At 69.8% G+C, this 15,077-nt stretch carries 18 protein-coding genes; 10 read left to right on the plus strand and 8 right to left on the minus strand.

The features are described from left to right. Window positions 1-31: 31 nt before the first annotated feature. Entirely contained in the window at window positions 32-1,498 is a 1,467-nt protein-coding gene (locus ACQP06_RS15675) for an FAD-dependent monooxygenase (protein ID WP_433672859.1), read from the minus strand. An 83-nt stretch (window positions 1,499-1,581) separates the two neighbouring features. Here ACQP06_RS15675 and ACQP06_RS15680 point away from each other — a divergent pair, with 83 nt between their 5' ends. Further along, entirely contained in the window at window positions 1,582-2,187 is a 606-nt protein-coding gene (locus ACQP06_RS15680) for a TetR/AcrR family transcriptional regulator (RefSeq protein ID WP_433672860.1), read from the plus strand. 8 nt (window positions 2,188-2,195) lie between these two features. Here the strand turns inward: ACQP06_RS15680 and ACQP06_RS15685 are convergent, their stop codons facing one another. After that, on the minus strand, window positions 2,196-3,161 hold the full coding sequence (locus tag ACQP06_RS15685; protein ID WP_433672861.1) for a quinone oxidoreductase family protein: 966 nt from the start codon (window positions 3,159-3,161) through the stop codon (window positions 2,196-2,198). A 108-nt stretch (window positions 3,162-3,269) separates the two neighbouring features. Here ACQP06_RS15685 and ACQP06_RS15690 point away from each other — a divergent pair, with 108 nt between their 5' ends. Then, on the plus strand, window positions 3,270-3,620 hold the full coding sequence (locus ACQP06_RS15690) for a hypothetical protein (RefSeq protein ID WP_433672862.1): 351 nt from the start codon (window positions 3,270-3,272) through the stop codon (window positions 3,618-3,620). Beyond that, window positions 3,617-4,372, plus strand: a complete 756-nt coding sequence (locus ACQP06_RS15695; protein WP_433672863.1) for a GntR family transcriptional regulator — start codon at window positions 3,617-3,619, stop codon at window positions 4,370-4,372. Before ACQP06_RS15690 ends, ACQP06_RS15695 begins: the two co-directional genes overlap by 4 nt. A gap of 67 nt (window positions 4,373-4,439) precedes the next feature. On the opposite strand, the gene ACQP06_RS15700 is transcribed toward ACQP06_RS15695, so the two are convergent. Both ACQP06_RS15700 and ACQP06_RS15705 read right to left on the minus strand, forming a co-directional pair. Then, window positions 4,440-4,889 carry a PTS sugar transporter subunit IIA gene (locus tag ACQP06_RS15700; protein ID WP_433672864.1) on the minus strand — a complete coding sequence of 150 codons (450 nt, stop codon included), beginning with the start codon at window positions 4,887-4,889 and terminating at the stop codon, window positions 4,440-4,442. A 5-nt stretch (window positions 4,890-4,894) separates the two neighbouring features. After that, window positions 4,895-5,125: a PTS glucose/sucrose transporter subunit IIB gene (locus ACQP06_RS15705; protein WP_357083032.1), complete on the minus strand. Its 231-nt coding sequence runs from the start codon at window positions 5,123-5,125 to the stop codon at window positions 4,895-4,897. 92 nt (window positions 5,126-5,217) lie between these two features. Between ACQP06_RS15705 and ACQP06_RS15710 the strand changes: the two genes are divergently transcribed. Genes ACQP06_RS15710 through nagB form a run of 5 tightly spaced genes read left to right on the plus strand, consistent with a single transcriptional unit; the run spans window position 5,218 to window position 10,345 of the window. Next, window positions 5,218-6,507, plus strand: a complete 1,290-nt coding sequence (locus tag ACQP06_RS15710) for a PTS transporter subunit EIIC (RefSeq protein WP_433672865.1) — start codon at window positions 5,218-5,220, stop codon at window positions 6,505-6,507. Beyond that, the gene (locus ACQP06_RS15715) at window positions 6,504-6,767 is read left to right on the plus strand and encodes an HPr family phosphocarrier protein (RefSeq protein ID WP_357083026.1); all 264 of its coding nucleotides are present in this window, start codon (window positions 6,504-6,506) and stop codon (window positions 6,765-6,767) included. The genes ACQP06_RS15710 and ACQP06_RS15715 overlap by 4 nt, the downstream gene beginning before the upstream one ends. Continuing rightward, a complete protein-coding gene (gene ptsP / locus ACQP06_RS15720) occupies window positions 6,757-8,412 on the plus strand; it encodes a phosphoenolpyruvate--protein phosphotransferase (protein WP_433672866.1) in 1,656 nt (551 codons plus the stop codon). The genes ACQP06_RS15715 and ptsP overlap by 11 nt, the downstream gene beginning before the upstream one ends. Continuing rightward, window positions 8,409-9,575, plus strand: a complete 1,167-nt coding sequence (locus ACQP06_RS15725; RefSeq protein WP_433672867.1) for an N-acetylglucosamine-6-phosphate deacetylase — start codon at window positions 8,409-8,411, stop codon at window positions 9,573-9,575. Before ptsP ends, ACQP06_RS15725 begins: the two co-directional genes overlap by 4 nt. Next, window positions 9,563-10,345, plus strand: a complete 783-nt coding sequence (gene nagB / locus ACQP06_RS15730; protein WP_433672868.1) for a glucosamine-6-phosphate deaminase — start codon at window positions 9,563-9,565, stop codon at window positions 10,343-10,345. The genes ACQP06_RS15725 and nagB overlap by 13 nt, the downstream gene beginning before the upstream one ends. Window positions 10,346-10,348: 3 nt before the next feature. Here nagB and ACQP06_RS15735 read toward each other — a convergent pair whose 3' ends face one another. Beyond that, a complete protein-coding gene (locus ACQP06_RS15735; RefSeq protein ID WP_433672869.1) occupies window positions 10,349-10,741 on the minus strand; it encodes a limonene-1,2-epoxide hydrolase family protein in 393 nt (130 codons plus the stop codon). Between the two features lie 173 nt (window positions 10,742-10,914). On the opposite strand from ACQP06_RS15735, the gene ACQP06_RS15740 reads away from it, so the two are divergent. Further along, complete coding sequence (locus ACQP06_RS15740) at window positions 10,915-11,787, plus strand: class I SAM-dependent methyltransferase (protein WP_433672870.1); 873 nt, start codon at window positions 10,915-10,917, stop codon at window positions 11,785-11,787. Between the two features lie 11 nt (window positions 11,788-11,798). Here ACQP06_RS15740 and ACQP06_RS15745 read toward each other — a convergent pair whose 3' ends face one another. Next, complete coding sequence (locus tag ACQP06_RS15745; RefSeq protein WP_433672871.1) at window positions 11,799-12,605, minus strand: alpha/beta fold hydrolase; 807 nt, start codon at window positions 12,603-12,605, stop codon at window positions 11,799-11,801. A 171-nt stretch (window positions 12,606-12,776) separates the two neighbouring features. On the opposite strand from ACQP06_RS15745, the gene ACQP06_RS15750 reads away from it, so the two are divergent. Further along, window positions 12,777-13,322: a TetR/AcrR family transcriptional regulator gene (locus ACQP06_RS15750; protein ID WP_433672872.1), complete on the plus strand. Its 546-nt coding sequence runs from the start codon at window positions 12,777-12,779 to the stop codon at window positions 13,320-13,322. A 4-nt stretch (window positions 13,323-13,326) separates the two neighbouring features. Here ACQP06_RS15750 and ACQP06_RS15755 read toward each other — a convergent pair whose 3' ends face one another. Next, window positions 13,327-13,956, minus strand: coding sequence for a class I SAM-dependent methyltransferase (locus ACQP06_RS15755; protein ID WP_433672873.1), 630 nt, complete (start codon window positions 13,954-13,956; stop codon window positions 13,327-13,329). Between the two features lie 73 nt (window positions 13,957-14,029). Continuing rightward, window positions 14,030-15,007, minus strand: a complete 978-nt coding sequence (locus ACQP06_RS15760) for a COX15/CtaA family protein (RefSeq protein WP_433672874.1) — start codon at window positions 15,005-15,007, stop codon at window positions 14,030-14,032. Window positions 15,008-15,077: the final 70 nt, after the last annotated feature.

A 15,077-nucleotide genomic window follows, 5' to 3' on the forward strand; every position in this document is an offset into this window, starting at 1 on the left:
AGCTCGGAGCCGGGAACCCGGGACGCGTGCGCTACCGCGCGGTAGCGGTGCCGGCAGCGCCGAGATGTCCGTCGGGGCGGACGATCACCCAGGTGCCGTCGGCGGCGTCGTAAGCGCGGCGCGCGTGCCCCTCGGCATCGCTGAATTCGCCTTCGACCAGCGCGGTTTCGGTTCCGACCAGGCGTACGGTCCGCAGGTCGGTCGCGAGGGAGTGGTCCGGATCGCCGGTCGTGTCCCGCCCGAACGCGAGCAGGGTGGCGTGCGGACCACGGAACAGGTCGAACAATCGGACGGTCTTGCCGTCCGCGTCGGTCAGCGGTGCGTCCGGTGCGCGGTCCCCGGACCGCACTCCGGGCGAATTGTCCTGAGCGTCCCGATAACTGATGTCGAGCTGATGGGTGCCCTCCCGATCCATGGCGTCCGGATCGCCCTTCACCGTCTTGTCGAGCAGCTCCGCACTCAGGCCCAGCACCCGCGCGGCCACCGCCCGCCGCTCGGTCTCGTAGCTGTCGAGCAGGGCCTCGGTCGCGGCCCCCGGATCACGCAGCGCGGCCGCGAGTTTCCAGCCGAGGTTGTAGGCGTCCTGAACGCCGGTATTGAGTCCCTGCCCGCCGGTCGGCGGATGCACGTGCGCCGCGTCCCCGGCCAGGAACACCCGCCCGGACCGATACCGCTGCGCCAGGCGGACATTCGGCCGCCACACCGTCGACCAGCTCAGGTCGCTGAGCACGATGTCGTCCCGGCGGGATCGGCGCGTCACATGCTCCTGCAATACCTCCAGACCGGTCCCGGAGTCGGCGTCGAGTCCGGTCGCGAACTGGAACTTCCGTCCGCCGGGCAAGGGCATCAAGGCGATTCCGTCCATGGGGGAGTCGGAATCGGCGAACCAGTAGCCCACCGAATGATCGAGGGTGTCCGCGCGCACATCCCCGAGCAACAGGCGAATCGATTCGTCGGTGACGCCCTCGAACGCGATCCCCAGCGCCTTGCGCACGGTGCTGCGACCGCCGTCCGCCCCCACCAGGTACCCGGCCCGCACCTGCTCGGTCACGCCGTCGTGCTCCAGCGTCACCGTCACCGCGTCCGCGTCGGCGCTGAAATCGACCAGCGCCGTGCCGGATTCGACCCGTACCCCGAACTCCGCCAGCCGGTCGCGCAGCACCCGTTCGGTGTCGGCCTGGGCGAGCACCCACGGATTCGGGTGCGGCACATCGGCGCTGGGCTCGCGCCAGGCGCTCATCCGCCGCTCCATCACGAACTCCCCGTCCAGGTGGACCAGCAGCGGGGCCTGCGGCGCGCCCTGGGCGAGCACCGCGTCGAGCACGCCGAGATCGTCGAAAACCTCGAGGGTGCGCGGCTGCAACCCGTCCCCGCGCGATCCGGCGAAGAACTCCGTGGCGCGGTCCACGATGCGCACCGCCACCCCGCGACGCGCCAGATCGATGGCGAGGGTGAGTCCGGTCGGCCCGGCTCCGGCAATGATGACCTGCGGATTCACGATAACTCCAATGCTGAATATGAATTCACTGAACGTGAATTCAGTATTCTGGGTGGTACCTTCCGCTGTCAAGGAGGTGGATCGTGGCAGCACGCCGCAGTGAGAGGTCGGCCGAGACCGAGCAGGCGCTCAAAGCCGCCGCCCGGCGGCTGTTCGCCGAACGTGGCTACCTGAACACGAAGATCACCGACATCACCGCCGCGGCCGATCGCGCGGCGGGCTCGTTCTACAACCACTTCGCGAGCAAGGAAGAACTGCTGCAGGCGCTGTTGAAGGACCTGGCCGACGAGAGTGACATCTCCGCCGCCGATCCCGCGCACATCGCCGACTTCACCGATTCCGCCGCGGTGCGCTACCACATCGCGAGTTACTGGGCCTTTGCCCGCAAGAACTGGCCGGTGCTGCGCGCCGTCCAGCAGGCCGCCCTGGTGAATGACGACTTCGCCCGCATCGCAACGCGTTTCGCGACCGAGCAGCGTGACGAGGTGGCCGACCATCTCGACGGATTCGGCCCGGCGGGCCCGCGCCTACCCGGCTCCGCCGACGCGAGCCTGTCCATGATGTTCGCCTCGGCGACGGGCCTGCTGCAGGCGGTGGAGGAGGGCGGCCTGGCGCTCACCGACGAGCAGGCCGTGGACGCCCTCACCCGATTCGTCTACCGCGGCCTCACCGGCCGCGATCCCGACTGACGAAAACCTCAGGGCACCAGCACGATCGAGCCCGTGGTCCGGCGACCCTCCAGGTCCCGATGCGCCTGCTCGGCGTCGGCGAGCGCATAGCTGCCGCCCACCCGCACCCGCAGCGTCCCCGCGGCGATGGCGTCCATGATATCGCCTGCCCGCCAGAGCAATTCGGCCCGATCGCGGGTGTAGTGCACCAGCGTCGGCCGGGTCACGAACAGGGAGCCCAGCGGGTTGAGCCGCTGCAGATCGAACGGCGGAACCGGCCCGCTGGCCCCGCCGAACAGCGCCACCATGCCCCGGATCCGGGTCGCGGCCAAACTGGATTCGAAGGTGGACGCGCCGACCCCGTCATAAGCCGCGGCCACGCCCTCCCCACCGGTGAGTTCGCGGGCGCGCGCGGCGATGTCCTCGTCGTAGCGCAGCACCTCGGCGGCACCGGCCTCGCGCGACAGCTTCTCCTTGTCGTCGGTCGACACCGTGGTGATCACCCGCACCCCGCGCGCGCTCAGCAGCTGGGTCAGGATCAGTCCGACCCCGCCCGCGCCCGCGTGCACCAGGACCGTCTCGCCCGGCTCGGGCTGGTAGATCGACTCGATCAGGTAGTGCGCGGTCATGCCCTGCAACAGCGCCGACGCGGCCACCGGCGCGTCCACCCCGTCGGGCACCGGAATCGCCACGGCCGCAGGCACGGCCACCAGTTCGGCGTAACTGCCCGGCGCGGCCGCCCACGCCACTCGGTCCCCGACCCGGAAGCCGGTGACGCCGTCCCCGATCGCCTCCACCACGCCGCTGCCCTCGGCGCCCGGGATGTAGGGCACCGGCTGCGGGTAGCGCCCGGTCCGAATGTAGGTGTCGATGAAGTTGATTCCGATGGCCTGCGTCCGCACCAGCAGCTGCCCCGGACCCGCCTGCGGGTCGGGCACCTCCACCAGCCGCAGGACCTCGGGACCGCCGTGCTCGGAAACCTGGATGGCGCGCATGCCGACCAGTCTGACACCGGCCCGGAATCGGCGTGCGCGGCGGCACGCCGAGTGTGAGATGCACGGCGGTCCATGGACGCTGATTTACCGGTGGGTAAACTGCGACACATGAGCGCTACCGCCGCCCCGGCACCCGAGAAGCTGTCGCCGTCCGTCGTGGATTCCGTCAAGGGATTCGTCGCCGAGCACGGCGGCTCCGCGACCGCGGTGCTGCAGCCCATCGGCCGCATCGGCGTCCGGGTCACCCTCGTCGGCGCCGACGGCGTGCTGGGCGACCGGGTCGTCGGCTCGCTGGAGGCCGCCAAGGCCCTCGTCGAGACCGTCGACGGCCTGACCGAGGCCGACGAATGGGACCGCGAGCTGATCTCCAAGGTGACCCCCGCGAAGGGGCACTGGGCCAAGATGGCGGGCTGGGTCGCGCGTCAGAAGCGATTCCCCAAGGCGCGCAACGAGAAATGACCGCGCCCGCAGCAGGCGGGGGCGGAAAGGACCGCAACGACGTGCCGGGTCGGGTGACCAAACAGGCACAGTTGCGGTCGGCCCTCACCACCCTGTGCGCCACCCTGCGTCCCGGTGAGATGCTGCCCAGCGAACGCCAGCTCTGCGACGACTACCGCGTCAGCCGCATGACCGTGCGCGAGGTGCTGGGCCAGCTCGAATCCGAGGGCGTCATCACCCGCGTCCCCGGCAAGGGCACCTTCGTGGCCGAACGGGTGGCCCGATCGCGGCTGCACATGGCGTCGTTCACCGACGACATGCGCCGCCTGGGCCGCACCCCCGGCACCGTGGTGCTGCACACCGATTACGCGGTGCCGCCCGCCGCCTCGGCGAGCGCGCTGGGGCTGGCGGTGAACACCAAGGCCTATCACCTGGTCCGGCTGCGGCTGGCCGACGGCCTGCCGATGTCGATCGACGACGGCTGGTACCGCGTCGATCTGCTGCCGGACCTGCTGGATCACGAACTGACGCAGTCGCTGTACGCGTTGTTCTCGCGGGAGTACGACTGCCCGATCGACCGGGCCGAGCAGAGCGTGCGCGCGGTGGCCGCCGACGAACGGCACGCGGGCTGGCTGGGCACCGAAACCGGTTCCCCGCTCCTGGCTTTCGACCGGATCTCGTACTCGCGTGATCGGGCCGTCGAACACGCGCAGTCCTGGTACCGGGCCGACCGCTACCAGGTGTACATGACCGTCTCGGCCGAGGACGTCTAGCCGCCCGGCGCCCGGAAACGACTGAGCCGCTGCCCCATCGGGGACAGCGGCTCGTGTCGTTACAGGGTCAGATGGTGAAAAGGACCGCGCCCGTGGCGATCTCACCGGCGACGACCCCGTGGGCCGAACCGGGGGTGCTGTCCATGACCACCACCGGCACCGCGGCGCTCAGGCCCAGGCGGCGAACCGCGTTGGGGGAGAAGGTGATCAGTGGATCGCCGACGTCGACCCGATCGCCCTCGGCGGCCTTGACCTCGAACAGATCCGGCTTGCCGACGGTGTCGATGCCGACGTGCAGCAGCACGCCGGTGCCGTCGGCGGTCACGATGACCGCCGCGTGCGGGTGCAGTTTCACGATCGATCCGGCGACCGGGGCGACCACGGTGGTGGCGGCATCGGTGTCGGGGGGTTCGATGGCCGCGCCCGCGCCCACCATCTCCGCGGAGAAGACCGGATCGGGAACCTCGGACAGGGGCATGGAGCGGCCGGCGAGCGGCGCGAGAATCTCGGTGCTCATGGCCGTCAGATCATGTCGTTGATGTCTTCGGCGAGCGCGTCGGCGGTGGGTCCGACGACGACCTGCACCGCGTCGCCCATCTTCACGACGCCGTGCGCGCCGGCGGCCTTGAGCGCCTTGTCGTCGACCTTGCCCGCGTCCTTGACCTCCACGCGCAAACGGGTGATGCAGCCTTCCACCTCGACGATATTGTCCGCGCCACCCAGGCCCGCGATGATCTGATTCGCTTTCGACATATTTCCTCCGTGCGTGTCGAGTAGACAAAGCTGGTTATAACCAGTATATGTCTGGTTATAACCAGTGACGCTAACTGATCTGAGGACCCGCCATGGCCGATTCCGCCGCCGAGAGCTCTCGTAAGAAGCTCGATCTATCCGGACTGCAGAAGCTCGGCCGCAGCTTGATGCTGCCGATTGCCACGCTACCTGCCGCGGGCCTTTTGTTGAGGCTGGGACAGGACGACATGCTCGGCCGATTCTCGCCCCTGCACTCGGTTGCCGCGGTGCTCGCGGGCGCGGGCGGGACCCTGATCGACAACCTTCCACTGCTGTTCGCGGTGGGTATCGCCATCGGCTGGGCGAAGAAGTCCGACGGGTCCACGGCACTGGCCGCGGTGGTCGGATACCTCGCCTTCACCGGTGTCCTGAAGGCCATGTCGCCGGTGGTGCTGGATGGTAGCTGTGGTCCGGTGCTGGGCTGGTTGTTCCGTGCGGCGCACTGGGATTGCCCCGTCGTGGCCGACATGGCCACCGCCAAGGCCTCACAACTGGTGAACTTCGGTGTCCTCGGCGGCATCGTGATGGGTCTGACCGCGGCCTCGCTGTGGACCCGCTTCCACCGCACCCAGCTGCCCGACTACCTCGGCTTCTTCTCCGGCCGCCGCCTGGTGCCCATCCTCACCGCGTGCGCCGCGGTCGTCATCGGCGTGCTCATGTCGTTCATCTACCCGGCCTTCAATGCCGCGCTCACCTGGCTGGGCACCACCGTCGCCGACAACTCGGTCGCCGGTGGCGGCGTGTTCGGCTTCGCCAACCGCATGCTGCTGCCGCTGGGCCTGCATCACATCATCAACTCGGTGGTGTGGTTCGTGATCGGCGACTACCACGGCGCCCACGGCGACATCCCGCGCTTCCTGGCCGGCGACCCGTCCGCGGGCACCTTCATGACCGGCTTCTTCCCGATCATGATGTTCGGCCTGCCCGCCGCGGCCATCGCCATCTGGCGGCACGCGCGCCCGGAGAACCGCAAGATGATCGGCGGCATCATGCTGTCCACCGGTCTGACCGCGTTCCTCACCGGAATCACCGAGCCGCTGGAGTTCTCGTTCATCTTCGTGGCGTGGCCGCTGCTGCTGCTCCACGCCCTCTTCACCGGATCCGCGCTGGCGCTGACCAACGCGCTGGGCATCCACGACGGCTTCACCTTCTCGGCCGGCGCCATCGACTACCTGCTGAACTTCGGCAAGGCCACCCATCCGCTGCTGCTGATCCCGATCGGACTCGGGTACGCGGCGCTGTACTACGTCACCTTCAGCTTCATCATCAAGCGCTGGAACCTGCCGACACCCGGCCGGGAACCGGACGAGTCCGAAATCGAGAAGGAGAACATCGCAGCATGATCACCCGAACCGCCGTCATCGCCTCGAAGACCGGACTGCACGCTCGGCCCGCTGCCCTGTTCGCCAAGGCCGCCGGGGAGGCCGGTGTGCCCGTGAAGATCTCGAAGGAGGGCAAGGATCCCGTCGCCGCCAACTCGCTGCTCCAGATCATGACCCTCGGCGCGGAACAGGGCGACACCGTCACCCTGCACGCCGAGGAGGGCTCCGAGGCGGCCCTCGATAAACTGGTCTCGATGCTGGAGACAGATCTTGACGCGTGAGGTGCGCGGCGTCGCCGCCGCCCCCGGGATCGCGATCGGATCGGTGAAGTGGCTGGCCGCCGCGCCCGTCACCAGCCCGGACGACGCACCCGGGAGCGACGTCGAGGCCGAGATCGCTCGCGCGGAAACCGCTTTCGAGACCGTCGCGGGTCGATACTCCGCGCAGGCGCTCGAGGCCGCCGGGCCCGCGGCCGACATCCTGTTCATGACCTCCGCGCTGGCCGCCGACCCGGCCCTGCTGGACCAGGTGCGCGCCGAGATCCGGGGCGGGACGCCGACCGCGCACTCCGTCACCCAGGCCGTCGCGCACTTCGGGGAACAGCTGACCGCGCTCGGCGGGATGATGGCCGAACGGGCCTCGGACCTGCGCGACGTGGGGCAGCGGGTGGTCGCGGAACTGCTGGGTATGGATCCGCCCGGAATCCCGGACAGCGCAACGCCTTTCATTCTCGCCGCCCAGGATCTCGCGCCCGCGGACACCGCGACGCTGGATCCGGAGCGGGTGATCGGACTGCTCACGGTGGCGGGCGGGCCCACCTCGCACACCGCGATTCTGGCCAAGGCCCTGGGTATTCCGGCCGTGGTCGCCGCGCCGGAGGCGGTCGGGATCGCCGAGGGCACCGAGATCGTGCTGGACGGGACCGGCGGTGTGGTGGAGCTCGAGCCGAGCGCGGCCCGTCGCCAGGAAGTCGCGGCTTTTCGGGCGCGTCAGGCGGACGCGCCGACCGGTCCGGGGCGCACGTCCGACGGGCACGCGGTGCCGCTGCTCGCCAATGTCGGCTCCGCCGCCGATGCGCGGCTCGCCGTCGAACTCGGGGCCGAGGGCGTCGGCCTGTTCCGGACCGAATTCCTGTTCCTGGACCGGAAATCCGCGCCCACCGTGGCCGAGCAGACCGAGCAATACGCGGAGCTCTTCCGCGTCATGGGCGACCGACCGGTCATCGTCCGCACCCTCGACGCGGGCTCGGACAAGCCGCTGCCGTACCTCGACCTGCCGGACGAGGACAACCCGGCGCTGGGTGTGCGCGGACTGCGGTTGAGCAGCGTCGATGAGGGGACGCTGCTCGGCCAGCTGGCCGCGATCGAGGCCGCGGTCGAGCAGACCGGGACCCCGGTCAAGGTCATGGCGCCGATGGTCGCCACCGTGGAGGAGGCGGCCTACTTCGCCGCCCGCGCCCGCGAAGCCGGGCTCGAGACGCCCGGCATCATGATCGAGATTCCCGCCGCCGCACTGCGTTCCGAGCAGCTCGGGGCGGAGGTGGAGTTCTTCTCCATCGGGACCAACGACCTGTCGCAGTACCTGTTCGGCGCGGACCGGATGTCCGCGGCGGTGGCGGCACTGCACGATCCGTGGCAGCCCGCGCTGGCCGCGACCATCGCCCAGGCGGTGGCCGGGGCCGCGAAGCGGGGCGTGAAGGTCGGGGTCTGCGGGGAATCCGCGTCCAATCCCGACTTCGCCTGTGTGCTGGTGGGTCTCGGGGTCGAGACGCTGTCCATGGCGCCGCGCTCCCTCGCCGGGGTGCGCGCCCGGCTCGCGTCGGTGACCCGGGCCCACTGTGCAGCCGCCGCGGCGGCGGTGCTGTCGGCTCGGACCGCCGCGGACGCCTTATCGGCCGCGCGAGCCGCCCTGGGGGCGGATACGTGAGGACCACCCTGCGCGGCCGGGTCGTCACACTCACCGAGGTGGGCGAGCTCGCCGACGGGGTGGTGTCGTTCGACGGTCCTTTTCTCGACTACGTCGGTCCGGCAGCGGAATTCGACGGTGAGCTGCCGGAGACCGATGACCGGTCGCCGATCATCCTGCCGGGGTTGATCGACGTGCACTGCCACGGCGGCGGCGGATTCGGCTTCCCGGAAACCGATGCCGCGGGCGTGGCCGCCGCTGCCCGCTACCACCGCGGGCGCGGCACCACCACCCTGGTCGCCTCGCTGGTATCGGCCACCGAAGCCGAACTGCGTGACCGCATCGACGTGCTCGGCACCGCCGTGGACGCGGGACTGCTCGCCGGAATCCACCTGGAGGGCCCGTTCATCAGCGAGCACCGGCGCGGGGCCCACGACCCGGACCGCATCGTGCCCGGTGATCCGGCATTGCTGGAGCGGCTGCTGGACTACGCGGGCGGGCGCATCCTGTCGGTGACCGTGGCCCCGGAAACCGCCAATTTCGACAAGGTCGCCAGCGTACTCGCCGACGCGAATGTGATTCTCTCCCTGGGACACACCGTCGCCGACTACGCGCGGTCGGTGCACGCGCTGCGGCGCGGGCGGCGGGTGTCGATCACCCACCTGTTCAATGCCATGCCCGAGCTGGCGCACCGCGACGCCAACTTCCTCACCGCCGCCATGGCCGCCGCCGGACGCGGGGACGTGGTGGCCGAGGTGATCGGTGACGGCGTGCATCTGGCCGACGGGGTCGTGCGCATGGTGTTCGACACCATCGGCCCCGACAACCTGGCCCTCATCACCGATGCGATGGCCGCCGCGGGGCAGCCCGACGGCCGCTACCAGCTGGGCAGTCTGGACGTCGTCGTGAAGGACGGCGTCTCGCGCATCTACGACCCGCACGGTGAGGGCCCGATCGCCGGAGGCACCGCCACCGCGTCGGATGTGCTGCGCCGCACAGTCTTCCAGGCCGGTGTCGACCTGACCGCGGCCGTGACCGCCGCCTGCGCCACCCCCGCCCGGCTGCTCGGCCTGGCCGGTGACCTCGGCGCGCTGTCGGCGGGGATGCGCGCCGACCTGCTGGTCACGGACCACTTCCTGGACCCCGTGAGCGTGTACAAGAACGGAGCGATATGGAACTCGTGATCACCGACAACGCCGCCGAGGCGGGTGTCCTGGCCGGCCGCATCATGGCCGACCACGTCCGCCGCGGAGCCCGCGCCATCGGTCTGGCCACGGGGTCCTCGCCGCTGGGCGCGTATCGGGAGCTGATCCGGCAGCACCGGGAGGAGGGGCTGAGTTTCGCCGGGGTGCAGGCGTTCCTGCTCGACGAGTACATCGGCCTGCCGCCCGGGCACCCGCAGTCCTATCGCCGGTTCATCCGCGACGAGTTCACCGCCCACGTCGACTTCGCCGACGCCGATGTGCACAGCCCCGACGGCAATGCCGCCGATATCCCGGCCGCCGCAGCCGATTACGAGCGCGCCATCGCCGCGAACGGCCCGATCTCGGTGCAGATCCTGGGCATCGGGGCGAATGGCCACCTCGGCTTCAACGAGCCCGGCTCCTCACTGCGCTCGCGTACCCGCGTGAAGACCTTGACCCCGAAGACCCGCGAGGACAATGCCCGCTTCTTCGACGACGACCTCGCACAGGTGCCCACTCACGTGCTCACCCAGGGCCTCGGAACCATCAGCGACGCGGGCCATCTGCTGATGATCGCCACCGGCGATGGTAAGGCCGAGGCGGTCGCCGCCGCCGTGGAGGGCCCGGTCTCGGCGTTCTGCCCGGCCTCGATCCTGCAGATGCACCCGCACGTCACCGTCATCGTCGACCCGGCCGCCGCGGCGAACCTGAAGGCCGTCGACTACTACCGTTTCGCGGTCGCGAACAAGCCCTCCTGGCAGAGCTTCTGACCGCTACGCGCCCGCCTGCATGGCCGCGAACGGGGCCATGTCGAAGTAGTCCCGCCACGCCGCGATCTTCCCGTCGCGCACCTCGAACACGCCGGTGACCGGCAGCTCGACCTTGTTCTCGCCCAGGCTGAATCGATCCGTGCGCTCGTTGAGCACGATGTTCCCGGTGACCGCCTGATGGTGGATCGAGAACTCGATCCCGCCGAACGCGCCGATGAACCCGCGCAGGAACTCCAGGATCGCGGCCTTGCCGACGAACGGATCCATCGGAATGTTGTGGTACACCGCGTCCTCGGTGAAGAACTCCGCGATGGATTCCGGTGTGCCGGTGAGCCATTCGGCGCACAACGCGTTGACGACCTCGGCGGGGGACTGGCTGGCGTGTTCGATGCTCACTGCTCCGGGAGACCTTTCCTACGACGGACCTGACCTACAGCAGCCAAACTCCCGCCCCACCCGGGCACTGTCAACCCTCTTCTCGCCGTGAGACTCCACCCCGCCCCCGTCTCACTGACCCGCTCTCGGCCTGCCGCTCCGCGAAATCCCTCCCCACCGCCAATAATGATCTCGTGACCGAGCGCGCAGCGAGCCGCACCGCCATCCTGGTCTGCCAGGGCCGGGCCGTCGCCGACGGCCGACTGGGTATCGGCCGATTCTCCGACCCGATCGCCACCGAACTCCTGACCGACGACGAACGCGGCCTCGTCACGCTCGTCCGATCCCGCGCCGTCCCCGCCGCCTTCGGCCCCCGCATGGAATACGAACTCCTCTCCGCCACAGCCGAAGTCATGGCCGTCCGCACCATCGCCATCGACGCCGCCGTACTGGACGCCGCCAACCCCCAACTCGTCATCCTCGGCGCAGGACTGGACGCCCGCGCCTGGCGCATGCCCGACCTGCGCGGCACCCCCGTCTTCGAAGTCGACCATCCGGCTTCCCAGGCCGAGAAGCGTGCCCGCCTCGGCGACCGCGAATCCATTGCCGACATCCGCTTCGTCGCGGTCGACTTCGCCAAGGACTCCCTCCCCGCCGCCCTGGCCACCGCCGGCCACGACGACTCCGTCCCCACCACCTGGATCTGGGAAGGCGTCGTCCCCTACCTGACCCCGGCCCAGGTCACCGCGACGATAGGCGCGATCGCGCAGCGCAGCGCCCCCGCCAGCCGCCTGATCATCACCTACCCCACCCCCAACCGCGCCTACAAATACGGCCGCAAGGCCATGCAACTCCTCCTCACCCTCACCGGCCGCCCCAACCCGATGGCCCACGAACCCCAACGCTCCACCTGGACCCCCGCAGCCCTGGCAACCCTCCTCGCGACCCACGGCTTCACCGTCACCACCGACCGCGACCTCGAATCCCTGGCCGTGGAAGCAAATGTCGAAGGCAAACACCGCTCCCTCCGAGCCGACGGCCACATCCTCACCGCCGACCGCACCTGACGGGCGAGTGCCTACCCGGCCTTCCCGGCGACGCTGTACGCGGATTCGATGAAGGGGAGGACGATTTCGAGGAAGTCGGAGGGGGCCGAGGAGAAGGGGAGGTGGCCGGTGGGGAGCACGCGGAGCTCGGAGCCGGGGATTCGGTGGTGGGCTTGTTTGCCGTAGCGGAGGCGGGCTATGGGGTCGAGGGCGCCCCAGACGATGAGGGTGGGGGCTTTGATTTCGGAGGCTCGAGGGGTGAGGTCGTAGGCCGGGGAGGCGAAGCTGCGCCAGAGGGAGGAGTAGGTGGCTCGGCCTACTTCGGTGCGGGCGGTTCGGGTGACTCGGTCGATGACCGCCTCGTCCTCAGGGGTCAGGGGCTGTATGTAGTTGCGGATGCTGCGGGGGAGTAGGCGGCGGGCGAAGAGGGTGGAGCCGTAGACGCGGTAGAAGGCTCGGGTCAGGAGGGATCGGGGGATGAGGCCGCCGCCGTTGACGAGGATGAGGCCGGCTATGCGGTCGGGGTGGTCGATGGCGAGGCGGGCGGCGGCGAAGGCGCCGACCGAGTTGCCCAGGTAGACGGCCTGTTTCAGGTCGAGGGTGGTGGTGAGTTCGGCCAGGGCGTCGGCCAGATCTGCGGCGGTCATCGTGGTGTTCGGGGCGGCTGCGCCGTGGCCGGGCCAGTCGACGGCGATCACGCGGTAGGACGCTTCGAGGGTGGGGATGATCGGGTCGAAGTCGTGGTGGTCGTGCAGGTTCGCGTGCAGGAGTACTACCGCCGGGCCTGATCCGGTGTCGGTGTATGCGAGTTCCCCGGCTTTGGTTCGCAGTGTGTGCATGTGGACCCCCTCATGCGATTGTGTTGACCGATCGGTCATTCACTGACCAGTCGGTCGGTGAGATATGCTGACCATACAATCGGTCCGAAACACACGCAAGGGATGTCGTGCCGAATCGCCTGCCGCGCAAGGCGGCACGATCGCGCGCGGTCCCGGTGAGGGTTGAACCATATGAATTTGCGGGAGGATTCCGCCGCGCGCACTCGCGCCGCCCTGGTCGACAGCGGTTTGCGGCTGGCCGAGAGTCTGGGTTTGGCGGGGGTCAGCGTCAACGTCCTGGTCGCGGAATTGGGCGTCTCGAAGGGCACGTTCTTCCACCACTTCGGCTCCCGCGCCAACTACCTCCTCGCCCTGCACCGCGAATTCCACGAGCGCCTGCAAGCCGATATCGACGCCGCGATCGCCCCGCACCCGCCCGGCCGCACCCGCCTGCTGGCGGGCTCCACCGCCTACCTCGACGCCTGCCTCCGCGACCGCGGCGTGAAAGCCCTCCTCCTCGAGGTCCGCGCCGACCCCCTGATCTCCGACGAGGTCACCGCCCGCAACACCCTCACCGCCACCATCGCCGAACCCGACTTCGAAGCCCTCTCCTGGCCCCACCCCGCCCAGGCCGCCCGCCTCTGGATCGGCATGGTCGCCGAAGCCGCCCTCCTCGAACTCCACGCCGACCGCCGCCAACCCGCCGTCCGAGCCGCCCTCACCCACTTTCTGCGCTGAGGGATCAGCGATCGACGGCCGGTACCGGCCCGGGCGCGTAATGGGAGGTCACCGCCTCCTGGCCCGTGTAGTTCGGCCCGGCGGACGGGTCCGCGCCCAGGTAGTGGAAGTCCCACCGGGGCGCGCCGTGGCCGGTCCGGGTCAGACGCCGGGTTCGGGCGGAGTAGCTGAAACCGTTGTGGCGCAGGTCTGTCGAGAGCCGACGGCCCAACGGGGACCCGGTGGCGTCGCGAATCGCGGTGGCGTCGAAATTGATCGCGAGGTGGCCGTCGGGTGCGAGCCAGGACGACATGCGGGTCAGCGCATCGAGTTTGTCGCCGACGTAGTGGATGGCGTGGACGCTGGTGATCAGGTCGATCGGGGCGTCGGGCTCCCAGGACAGGACCGACCCGGTGACGAGATCGACGCCGGGGCGAGGTGTTCCGCCGAAGTAGCCGACCAGGTCCAATCCGGTGACCCGCGCATGGCCCGAGAGCGACTCGGCGGCCTCGAAAAGCGCCAGGGCGCTACCGCATCCGACATCGAGCCACCGCTGCGGCCCGGGCCGGGCGCTGAGCCAGGCCGCGGGGTCGAAGCCGAGTTCACGGCGGTAGGCGGGTAGTCGACGGTCACGGTTCATGGCGGAGTTCGCCACTACCGCAGTCTGTTCCAATCGAGCGTCATCGAGCAGGTCGGGCACACACCCCATCCTGCCGTGCGTAGATGAACTACGCGGCGGCCTGACCCATCGCTGCGGGAGTGGTCGCCGGAAGCGGTGTGCGGGTCCGCATGGCGGCCCACAGGGCGGCGGTGGCGGCGACGCATGCGGCCGCCCCGCCCACGTGGAAGGCGACCAGTACGGCGGGAACGTCGGTGAAGTACTGGATGATGCCGACCAGTGCCTGCGCGCACACCAGCGCGATCACCAGGATCATCCGGTTGCGGAGGGTCTTGTTCATCCCGATCGCGGCGAGGCCGCAGGCCAGACCGACCAGCAGGGCGAGGTAGGCCACGAGTAGTTCGGCGTGCAGGTGCACGAGGGTCACGATCTCGACCTGAAGGCGCTCGACCGGCTTCTCGACGCTCTTGTCACCGGCGTGCGGGCCGGCGCCGGTCACCAGGGTGCCCGCGATCAGGGTGGCGGTCAGCGCGACACCGCTCAGCGCGGTGAGCAGCCGCAGCGGCCGCGGCACCCGCACGGTCTCGACGCCGTCGTCGGGTTCGCCGACCTTGGCCCACAGCAGCGTCGCCAGCCACACCATCAGCATGGACGCCAGCAGGTGCACCGCGACGGTCCACCACAGCAGTCCGGTGCGCACGGTGATGCCGCCGATCACGGCCTGCAGCACGGTGCCGCCGGGCATCAGCCACGCGTACACCAGCACCTCGCGCCGCCGCCGCGCCCGGGTGACCGCGAGCACGATCGCCGCCGCGGCCAGTGTCACCACGAAAGTCAGCATGCGATTGCTGAATTCGACGACCTGATGCACCACCGGCACCTCGGCCACCGCGGTCGGCACGAAGCTGCCGGGGAAGCATTGCGGCCAGGTGGGGCAGCCCAGGCCCGACGCGGTGACGCGGACGACCGCACCGGTCACCGAGATTCCGGCCTGGGACAGGATGACCAGGAACGCGATGAGCCGCTGCACCCGCAGGGAGGGCATCGGGAACAGGTCGGCAAGTCGCTGGAAGGCGCGAGACAGCACGCACCGATCGTAGCGGGGGCCTATAGCGGCCCGTCACCCGCCCTACTACAGCGTGTCGTTAACACGCTCG

The organism is Nocardia sp. CA-136227 (genome assembly GCF_050955695.1).
Classification (GTDB): Bacteria; Actinomycetota; Actinomycetes; order Mycobacteriales; family Mycobacteriaceae; genus Nocardia.

Coding starts and splice junctions, on each gene's coding strand:
- ACQP06_RS15745 (WP_433672871.1), bottom strand. CDS start 12,605: ATGCACACACTGCGAACCAAAGCCGGGGAACTCGCATACACCGACACC.
- ACQP06_RS15685 (WP_433672861.1), bottom strand. CDS start 3,161: ATGCGCGCCATCCAGGTTTCCGAGCACGGCGGTCCCGAGGTCCTGCGG.
- ACQP06_RS15700 (WP_433672864.1), bottom strand. CDS start 4,889: ATGAGCACCGAGATTCTCGCGCCGCTCGCCGGCCGCTCCATGCCCCTG.
- ACQP06_RS15750 (WP_433672872.1), top strand. CDS start 12,777: ATGAATTTGCGGGAGGATTCCGCCGCGCGCACTCGCGCCGCCCTGGTC.
- ACQP06_RS15710 (WP_433672865.1), top strand. CDS start 5,218: ATGGCCGATTCCGCCGCCGAGAGCTCTCGTAAGAAGCTCGATCTATCC.
- ACQP06_RS15690 (WP_433672862.1), top strand. CDS start 3,270: ATGAGCGCTACCGCCGCCCCGGCACCCGAGAAGCTGTCGCCGTCCGTC.
- nagB (WP_433672868.1), top strand. CDS start 9,563: ATGGAACTCGTGATCACCGACAACGCCGCCGAGGCGGGTGTCCTGGCC.
- ACQP06_RS15695 (WP_433672863.1), top strand. CDS start 3,617: ATGACCGCGCCCGCAGCAGGCGGGGGCGGAAAGGACCGCAACGACGTG.
- ACQP06_RS15715 (WP_357083026.1), top strand. CDS start 6,504: ATGATCACCCGAACCGCCGTCATCGCCTCGAAGACCGGACTGCACGCT.
- ACQP06_RS15705 (WP_357083032.1), bottom strand. CDS start 5,125: ATGTCGAAAGCGAATCAGATCATCGCGGGCCTGGGTGGCGCGGACAAT.